The organism is Roseateles sp., assembly GCF_036404855.1.
Classification (GTDB): domain Bacteria; phylum Pseudomonadota; class Gammaproteobacteria; order Burkholderiales; family Burkholderiaceae_C; genus Pelomonas.
The window spans coordinates 1-8,681 of the sequence record NZ_DASWYS010000279.1; the positions used below are offsets into that span (position 1 = coordinate 1).

At 65.2% G+C, this 8,681-nt stretch carries 8 protein-coding genes; 1 reads left to right on the forward strand and 7 read right to left on the reverse strand.

What is annotated here, in order from left to right:
* Positions 1-190: 190 nt before the first annotated feature.
* The 3 genes from ltrA to VGF12_RS18475 all read right to left on the reverse strand — a co-directional run bounded on the left by ltrA (position 191) and on the right by VGF12_RS18475 (position 2,757).
* Positions 191-1,582: a group II intron reverse transcriptase/maturase gene (ltrA, locus tag VGF12_RS18465; protein WP_331177518.1), complete on the reverse strand. Its 1,392-nt coding sequence runs from the start codon at positions 1,580-1,582 to the stop codon at positions 191-193.
* A gap of 541 nt (positions 1,583-2,123) precedes the next feature.
* On the reverse strand, positions 2,124-2,465 hold the full coding sequence (locus VGF12_RS18470; RefSeq protein ID WP_331177511.1) for a zinc ribbon domain-containing protein YjdM: 342 nt from the start codon (positions 2,463-2,465) through the stop codon (positions 2,124-2,126).
* A 106-nt stretch (positions 2,466-2,571) separates the two neighbouring features.
* Entirely contained in the window at positions 2,572-2,757 is a 186-nt protein-coding gene (locus VGF12_RS18475) for a ribbon-helix-helix protein, CopG family (RefSeq protein ID WP_331177512.1), read from the reverse strand.
* A gap of 168 nt (positions 2,758-2,925) precedes the next feature.
* Between VGF12_RS18475 and VGF12_RS18480 the strand changes: the two genes are divergently transcribed.
* Positions 2,926-3,699 (forward strand): transferase, encoded by a 774-nt coding sequence (locus VGF12_RS18480; RefSeq protein WP_331177513.1) that lies wholly within the window; start codon positions 2,926-2,928, stop codon positions 3,697-3,699.
* 622 nt (positions 3,700-4,321) lie between these two features.
* Here VGF12_RS18480 and VGF12_RS18485 read toward each other — a convergent pair.
* From VGF12_RS18485 to VGF12_RS18500, 4 genes are all read right to left on the reverse strand, one after another.
* Positions 4,322-5,023: a hypothetical protein gene (locus VGF12_RS18485; protein WP_331177514.1), complete on the reverse strand. Its 702-nt coding sequence runs from the start codon at positions 5,021-5,023 to the stop codon at positions 4,322-4,324.
* Between the two features lie 127 nt (positions 5,024-5,150).
* Positions 5,151-5,987 carry a pyrroline-5-carboxylate reductase gene (gene proC / locus VGF12_RS18490; RefSeq protein ID WP_331177515.1) on the reverse strand — a complete coding sequence of 279 codons (837 nt, stop codon included), beginning with the start codon at positions 5,985-5,987 and terminating at the stop codon, positions 5,151-5,153.
* 7 nt (positions 5,988-5,994) lie between these two features.
* On the reverse strand, positions 5,995-7,008 hold the full coding sequence (locus VGF12_RS18495) for a YncE family protein (protein WP_331177516.1): 1,014 nt from the start codon (positions 7,006-7,008) through the stop codon (positions 5,995-5,997).
* Positions 7,005-8,681: alpha/beta hydrolase fold domain-containing protein (locus tag VGF12_RS18500; RefSeq protein WP_331177517.1), on the reverse strand; the 1,677-nt coding region annotated here is incomplete at its 5' end. The genes VGF12_RS18495 and VGF12_RS18500, both read right to left, overlap by 4 nt.

Consider the following 8,681-nt stretch of genomic DNA (forward strand, 5'->3'; position numbering starts at 1 on the left):
CGGCGAGGGCCAGGCTCATCAGCAGTGCGTTGACCAGCACCGCGACGAGCAGCGTGATGACGTCCATGGCGAGCCAGCATAACGGCGGGCCTGAGCGCCCATCGGGATAGGGGCGGTCAGAGTATCTGACCGTGCCCCTCCCACACCACCGGGCATGCGGGTCCGCACCCGGCGGTTCGAGAGTTTGAGGTCATGAGAGACGGGGCAGCCCCAACCGGTCGAACCAAGAGATCGTGAGCACCGAGTTGAGGGCCTTCGCACTGTTGCGCCACCAGCGGCGGCCGTTGGCCGCTACCTGTCGCGCAGCAGAAGGCGTAGACCCCAAGGCCAGAAGCTCCCGATACATGGTCGTGCCGCGCTTCCACTGCTTGAGCTGTAGCGCCCTCAGTCGATGGCGCAGCCACTCGTCCAGCTCGCGCCAGATCCGTGGTGTTTGCGCCAACCCGAAGTACGCCTTCCAGCCCAGCAGGTACGGCCTGAGCCCTCGAACCACCTGCGTCATGCTGCGTCCGCTGGAGCGCCCGGAGAGCTGCCGGACTCGGGCTTTGAAGTTGCCCAGGGCCTTGTCGGCCACCGCGCATTTCACGTCCCGCCCTTTGGCTCCCCACAGCTCGTAGCCCAGGAACTTGCGCCCGAGGGCGCTGCACACGGCACTCTTGGCTTCATTGACCTGAAGCTTCAGCTTGCCGTACATCGTTCTGAGCCACGCCATCACCCGCTCGCCGGCCTTCGCGCTGCTCACATAGACGTTGCAGTCGTCGGCATAGCGCGCGAAGCAATAGCCCCGCGCCTCCATCGCCCTGTCCACTTCGTCGAGCAGCACGTTGGCCAGCAGCGGGCTCAGCGGCCCACCTTGTGGTGTGCCCTGTTGGCGCTCCACCACCACCCCGCCACCCATGATGCCGGCGTTCAGGTACGCACGGATGAGCCGCAGGACGGCCTTGTCCGCTATGCGCCTCTTGAGCCGGTCCATCAGGATGTCGTGGTTCACACGGTCGAAGAACTTCGCCAGGTCCACGTCCACCACCACGCGCTTGCCGGCTTGGACGTACGCCCGGGCGGCTTTCACCGCGTCGTGCGCACGCCGGCCCGGCCGGAACCCGTGACTGTGGTCGCTGAAGGTGGGATCGATCAGCGGCTGCAGCACTTGCAGCAGCGCCTGTTGGATCAGTCGGTCCGTCACCGTCGGGATGCCCAGCTCGCGCTGGCTGCCGTCCGGCTTGGGAATCATTACCCTGCGCACTGGCTGTGGCCGGTACGTCCCCGCCAGCAACTCTTGGCGGGTCTGGGGCCACGTCGTTTGCAGCAAGCGCTGTGTGTGCTCGATGTCGAGCCCGTCCACGCCCGCTGCGCCCTTGTTGGCCTTGACCCGCTTCCAGGCCGCTTGCAGGTTCTCTCTCGTCAGTGCCGCCTTCAGCAGGGTGCCAGCCCCCACCTTCTGCATTGCTGACCCTATGTCCTGGTGCTCCTGGGACGGGCCGCAGGCTTCGTCGCTGGCAGGTTGGAGCGCGGCTTCACCGCGCCCTTCCCCCGCCCGCCCGGATCGCTCCGGCATCTGACGCATGGCCTTTGACATTCCCAGGTCCTCGGTCACTTGCTCTCGTTCGGTCCTTCACCTCTCGCTGGTGGCCTCCGCGGCCCCGCTACCCGGCTACTACGACCTCTGCTGAGACCTCGCTCCGGCAGCGCCGTCGGCCTTTCAGCCACAAGGCGAGGCGTCCCCAGGTAAGAACGCACTCCTTCATCGCACAACCGCTGCATTTACGCCGCTTCGCCTTGATCACGAGAGCTTCGCGGCTCTTTGCCCGCTCGCCCTGCTCGGCAGCGCCTTCTATGCGGTTCTTGTTCATCGGCTCGCGATTTACGCTCCACGCTTCCTTCCCACACTCGGTCGCCCTCGTGCAGTTGCGCTTCGCTTCGTTCGTCGTGATCAACTTACGACGGGACTTGCACCCGTAGGAGTGCGCCCATGCTGGGCGCACCAAGGAAAAAGCCCCATCCGCTTTCGCGGATGAGGCTTCTTGAGAGGGCTCCCCGGCCTGGGCTCGAACCAGGCACGTCCGGAGTTACCGGTGGTGCATGGCGGCCACGCCGCCTTCGCCGGTGATCAACGGCAAGCCCGTTCAGGCCTTCTTCACGAACTCCGACTTCAGCCCCATGGCGCCGATGCCGTCGATCTTGCAGTCGATGTCGTGGTCGCCGTTGGTGAGGCGGATGTTCTTGACCTTGGTGCCGACCTTCACCACCAGCGACGAGCCCTTGATCTTCAGATCCTTGATGACGGTGACGGTGTCGCCGTCCTGAAGCACATTGCCCACGGCGTCCTTGATGACGCGCACCTCATCGGCGACCGCGTCGGCGGCTTGCGCCGACCATTCGTGCCCGCATTCCGGGCAGATCAGCTGGGCGCCATCCTCGTAGGCATAGACGGAGGCGCATTTGGGGCAGGCGGGCAGGATTGACATTGGGGGATCGGTGGGTGTTCAGTGGGTCGATAGGGAAGCGCTTTGCGTGCCCGTGCGAGCACGCACGCTCCGAGGGCTGCAGGGCCATCGCTCCTGCGGCAAGCGGTCAGCCGGCTTTCGGTGCCCGGGCGTCGCCCGCGCCGAAGTCGACGCCGTGGGCCGTGAGGTAGTCGCGGATGAGACGCCGGACCACCTGCGAGGGCGTGACGTCCTGCTCCGCGCAGAGCGCCTCGAAGGCCTTCTTCTTGTCCGGGTCGATCAGGACGGTCAGGCGTGCGGTCTTCTGCTCCATCAGGATGCTCCTATGTTAATCACATGATAATTGAGAACATATAGAATGTGAATAAAATTGTCCTATTGCCGAGGCCGAACCGGCTGCCAGCAGCGTTGAAAGTCTCCCGGTCCCCGGGAGCGAGGAGGGCTGGCGCGGGCGACTTCTTCGCCGACCACTTCGCAGACCATGCCTGATACCGCCAACGCCGAGGACCATGTCAAGCCCTTCGTCTACGAGACGCTCACAACGAAGGCGCTTCACTTCTCCATCAGTGAAATCCAGAGCCGGATGCAGTTGCTCAGGCCGCTTGCCCTGGACCTGGACTACACCCGCACGATGATGGGCTTCCTGCTGTTCAACGACAGGCCAGACACCATTGGCATGGTCGGACTCGGCGGTGGTTCGCTGGCCAAGTTCTGCCGCAGCTACCTGCCGAAGGCGCGCATCGACGTCGTCGAGATCAATCCGCACGTGATCGCCCTGCGGGACGTGTTTCATGTCCCGCCGGACGACGGGTTCTTCAAGGTGCACCGAGGCGATGGCGCGAACTTCGTGCGCTCACCGCCGCATCGCATGGACGTCTTGATGGTCGACGGTTACGACCCAGACGGCATCCCGCCCGCTTTGTGCTCGCAGGCCTTCTACGAGGACTGCCGTGAATCACTGCAGCCGGAAGGCGTGCTGGTGGTCAACCTGTACATGGGTCATTGCGACTACGCCCTGCACATCGAGCGGATCAAACGCGTGTTCGATGAGCGCGTCGTCGTCATGCAGGGCCAGGACTGCGGCAACAGCATCGTCTTTGGCTGCAACGGCCGCCGGCTGCGGCGCGCGCAGACTTCGCAGCTGCGCCGCCCCCGCCACTTCGACGTCGCCGCCTGGGAAGAACTGGGGCCCAGCCTGGCCGAGGTGATGGTTGAACTGCGGAAGACGGCGCTCGATGGCATGGAGCGTGTTTGAAGCATCCGCAGGGGAAGGGCGCTGACGACACCTTCCGCAGACACCTGGAACCCCGGCGGTTCGATGCGAGTGAATGCCTCGCAGGCTTTTGCAGGTGAGGCTTTGATTTGGCCTCCCAACCTCGGCTGGAACCAGAGACCAATCGGCCCGTCCTTGCGGTCCCCATTCACGGTGTCGAAGGGACCGTTCTCTTGGGGCATCGGGGTCTCGCTGAGCGAGCAGCGCTTCAGGCGGTACGCTGAGACCCATGACGATCCGGCGACAGGTTCTTTGGACGCGTCTGCAATGGGATCTGCGACTAGATTCCGGCCAGTCCGTTTGAAGGCGCACATTCCGACGCGACCTGAGCACCAGGTCCAGCGTCTGCTGAGCAAGGAATCCGGCGCCCGATGAGCACCTTATCCGGATGTGTCATGTCACACAGGGCAGCGTGTCCGGCGACTCGCCACGCGTTCTAGCGCCGAATGCGGAGATGCTGGCCGCTTCAGGGTGATAGCGGAAGCTCACCAGCGACTGCTCTGCAACCTAGAGTCTTCAATGACTTGGGCGACGGATGCGCATCTGTCGATATTGGCAAACTTAGGTTTGCGCTGCGGTGCGACCTGGCAACCGCCCCCCTGCCCTAGAGCGACAGATTAACGCTGATTCCAAGGCTGTTCCAACTGGGCGAGCCGCCGGCTCGGGATTTCAAAAGCCCAATGGTCAAGAGCTCACGCGGACTGAAGCGCAATCCGATCGCCAGTGTGGGCTTGGCATGGCGCTCGCCGTAGCTTTCGACCAGCAGGCTCAGATCGTCTCGGGCCGACCACTCTGCCGCCACGCCCCAGAACGGCGTTTCTGCGCGCTCGACATGCGCATGCATCGCGCCAAGATTGGCATGCACGCGTACAGAGCGTCCTAACGCTTGACTGGCCACAAGTGCGATTCGGGCGGATTGCCAACGACTGGCTTCGCGCCGCTGAAGGTAGGCAGACATCTCCCAGGCCACAGAGATTCCAAGGCCGCCGTCCGAAGAGTCCAGCAGGGACAGCTTTCCAGATATGCCAAGACTGTCCGACAGATCTGTGTCCGACCGTGATCTTCCGAATGTAGTGCCGACTTGTGCGCGCCTCACTATGCCGCATCCGAACTTCACGCCGGACTCATAGTGCTTGTGCAGGCCATCGACGAGGGTTCCGTTTCGCGCCCAGGTAGCCTCCGCCTCACAGTCCCCATCGCCCAGAACATCTGCATCTTCGGTCGTCAGTGGCGCACCTGCGTGCGCGGCAGTGCTTGCCAGGATCAGAGTTGAAAGAATGGCCAAGCGATGGGCAAATCGCTTCATGCGACTTCCCGATGAGAACGAGTGGCGTGTTGCAAACGCAGCGTATGGGCGAGGTCTGACCCCACAAAAGCCGCGGCAATTTCGGTATGTTGGTTTGGTGGCCAGTGCTGAGTCCACATCACGCCGATCAGGATTGGCGGCCATGTATGTTGCTCAACTCACAGGCCCGTGCCTGGGCTGTGCGGATCGCAGCCACAATGGCTGCCTTCACCCCGCTGGATTCCATCGCCGCCAAGGCCGCATGAGTGGTGCCGCCCTTGGACGTAACCTGGTTTCGAAGCGCCTCTAGCGATTGGTCAGAAATCAAGGCAAGCGCTGTCGCCCCTTTGAAAGTGCTCATTGCGAGCCGATGGCCCTTCTCGACATCGAGGCCCATCTCAACCGCCGCCTGCACCATCGCCTCGAGAAAGTAGAAGACATAGGCCGGGCCGGATCCTGACAGCGCTGTGATCGCGTCGAGATCAGCCTCGCGAGGGACGAAGAGCGTCTCACCGGTAGGCGCCAGCAAGGCCTCGGCCATGGACCGGCCTTCGTCTGTGACCGCCGCGCATGCGTACAAGCCGGCGATGCCTTCGCCAATGATCGCGGGGGTGTTCGGCATGGCACGGACGACTTTCTCGCTTCCGGTCGCCAGGGTGATCGCGTCGCTGCGGATGCCCGCCATGATCGACAGATGCAGCGCGTCGCCGAGGAAGGGTGCACATGTCGCCGCGGCCTGGTCGAACGCCTGTGGCTTCACGGCCCAGATCGCGACATCGGCCGAGCCCAGCAGAGTCCCTCCAACGGCGTCGACCTGCACGCCAAACCGTTGGCGCAGCCGCAGAGACTGTGGCACGTGTGGCTCTATCACCAACAGACTCTCGGGAGAATGCCCCGCCGCAATCAGGCCGCCAATGATGGCGCTTGCCATATTGCCGCCGCCGATGAAGGCAACCCGAGGCCAACCTTCTTTATGGATGTGCATGAGGTGTTCAGTGCTTGCTGACGTCCGGGCGCAGCGTCAGCACCTGAAAGTTCTGCCGGGCCCTCAGGTAATTGCCCGCCGCATCGAGCTCCACGTCGGCTACGGCGAGGTACAGCCGGTCGCGTGCGCTGTCGTAGGCGGCCGTACGGGCACCTGCACGCGTCGCCTGCCGCTGCGCGCTGACCACATGGCCGGCTTCGTCAAGCCGGTAGACCGTCAACGTACCGTCCAGGCATGGCACGAAGCCGACGCGCCGCGCCGCGTCGAAGATCGATGTGTCCGCGCCCTTGCCGATTTCCAGCTGGCCGCGGTCGCGGCCATCGCGGCTGTCGATGAACTTGAGCACGCCATTGCGACAGGCTGCGGCCAGAATGCCGCTGGCGGGGTCGCGGGCCAGGCCGGTGGGTTCCTCGCAACCGGCCAGCGCATACCTTCCAGTGACGCGACGCGTGGCGATGTCGATCACGGCGATCTCGTTCGTCTCCTCGAGGTTGACGTACAGGCGCCCGGCCCCGTCGACCACGCCGGCCTCGGGCGTTGCGTCCAGACCAATGCGTCCAACCGCTCGGCGTGCTTGGATGTCGATGACAGTGATGTCCTTGCTGCCGCCGTTCATGACGAAGGCCAGCCCGCTGCGCGCGTCGTAGGCCGCGCCGTCTGGCGACTTGCCCGTCGGAATGTCGGCCAGCACGCGATTGCTGGCGCTATCGATGATCGTGGCCGAGTCCATGCCCCGATTCGTGGTCAGCAGCTGCCCAGCGCCGAGTTGCAGCACGGAAGCGACGGTCTTGCGCTCCAGCACGGTGGTCATGCGACCACCTTCCATCACCTCGACGCCGAATGATCGGCCGATGAAGACTCGCCCGGAGGGTTGCTCCACGGACAGGTAATCGAAGCTGCCTTCCTGGCTCGGGGTGCTTGCCTGTACGCGGTAGTTGAGTGGCGGAGCAGGCGGTTTCGCGATTGACAGGCCGGTGCTAAGCGCCAGCGCGGTGGTAATTAACTGAAGGGGAGCTCTCATGCCGACGCTCCGCTCAGGGGGGGCAAGGCGAACTGCAACACCTGGCGCAGCCAGGTGGCGCCATCTTCAATGGCATCGCTGGCGACCCGTGAGATCGAGACGGCTTCTAGGAAGCTGTGCGGAGCACCGGGGTAGACCTTGATCTTTACGGCATTGCTAGCTTCGAGCAGGCGGCCCGCCATCAGGTAGTTCTGCTCGGTGAAGACGTCGCACTCACCCACCACGAGGAAGACTGGTGGCAGGTCGTGCAGTCCGGCCAGCACTGGTGCCGCATAGGGGTCGCGGCGATCCTTGAGCGCGCCGATGTAGTTGTCCCAGAACTGTGAGACCTCGGCGCCGCTGAGCATGTCGGCGTAGGTGCCGTACTGCTGGCGGGCCGTCGGCGACATGTCAGAGCTGAAGCCGCCGTAGTTGCTGAGGATGGCCTTGACCGCGCCGCGTTCACCGCCGTCGCGCAGCCGCAGGGCCGCGCCCATGGACAGCACGCCGCCGGCCGAGTCGCCGCCCAGCGCCAGCGCCTCGCCGTTCAGGCCCAGGCTGGCACCTTGCCGTGCCAGCCACTGCACCAGTGCCACGACCTGGTGCAGGGCGGCCGGGTAGGGGGCCTCGGGGGCGAGGGCGTAGTCCAGGCCCACGACGGCCATGCCGCTGCGCGCGGCGTACTCGCGCATCAGGCGGTCGTGCGTGTTCAGGCTGAACAGCGCCCAGCCACCGCCGTGCAGGTACACCAACGTGGGCTTGTCCTGGCCGGGGGCCGGGTCGTAGATGCGGAGCTTCAACGGCCCGGCGGCGGATTCGACCACCGTCTCGCGGGTCTCGGCAATGACGGGGCCGCCCTGGCGCCAGGGTTCACGCGACTTCTCCGCCAGCTCGCGGTGCTCGGGCCAGGTCAGCGGCCGGCCGACGGCGAGTTGCCGCTCAGCGCGCAGTGCGCGGCCGACACGGACGACCTCGTCGATGAACTGCTTGATCTCGGGGTCGAGTGGCGCGGCCGGCGGCTGCGCAGCGGCCAGCGCGCTGGCCGGACGTGTCTTGGCGAAGCGACGCATCCAGCCCGAGAGATCGGTTTCGTCCAGGATGTCCAGGCCGCGCAGGATGTCGGCGAACACGTCGTCGCGTTCGTCCTGGCCGAGCTTGAACTTGGCGCGGACGTCGAGCACGTCGGCCTCGAAGCCGACGATGTTGGCGGCCAGCTTCTCGTAGCGCGCGCCCATCTCGTCGACGCGCCAGCGGCCGGGGCGGTCGTGCTCGACCTGGTCGACCAGGCCTCCCAGCAGCCGGCGCGCATCGGCTGGCGTGTCCAGTAACTTCACATCGACGGTGAAGATGGCCATGCCGTAGTTCCACGTCGGCGCCTGCGAGCGGTCGGCGAACCACGACGGCGAGACATAGCCCTGCGGCCCGATCAGCAACACCGTGGCGCGCGAGTCGCTAGCCAGCGCGGCGAGGTGCGGGTTGCGCCGTGCGAAGTGGCCCAGGATCCGGGCGGGCTTGCCGTCGGCATCGCAAGTCAGCTGCACGGGCAGGGGGGTCGCGTTCAGCGCGCCGGCGGCGCCGGACACGATCCAGGCCAGCGGCTGCTGGTGGACCAGGTCGACGAGGTCGTCGGGGCTGAGCGCTCGGAAGAGGTCGGTCATGGGGTGGCGGCAGGTGAGGAGGGGGTGCGGGAGGCG

What these genes read in the sequence shown, in the direction of transcription:
- VGF12_RS18485 (WP_331177514.1), bottom strand. Translation starts at nt 5,023, where the DNA reads ATGAAGCGATTTGCCCATCGCTTGGCCATTCTTTCAACTCTGATCCTG.
- VGF12_RS18475 (WP_331177512.1), bottom strand. Translation starts at nt 2,757, where the DNA reads ATGGAGCAGAAGACCGCACGCCTGACCGTCCTGATCGACCCGGACAAG.
- VGF12_RS18480 (WP_331177513.1), top strand. Translation starts at nt 2,926, where the DNA reads ATGCCTGATACCGCCAACGCCGAGGACCATGTCAAGCCCTTCGTCTAC.
- proC (WP_331177515.1), bottom strand. Translation starts at nt 5,987, where the DNA reads ATGCACATCCATAAAGAAGGTTGGCCTCGGGTTGCCTTCATCGGCGGC.
- VGF12_RS18470 (WP_331177511.1), bottom strand. Translation starts at nt 2,465, where the DNA reads ATGTCAATCCTGCCCGCCTGCCCCAAATGCGCCTCCGTCTATGCCTAC.
- VGF12_RS18495 (WP_331177516.1), bottom strand. Translation starts at nt 7,008, where the DNA reads ATGAGAGCTCCCCTTCAGTTAATTACCACCGCGCTGGCGCTTAGCACC.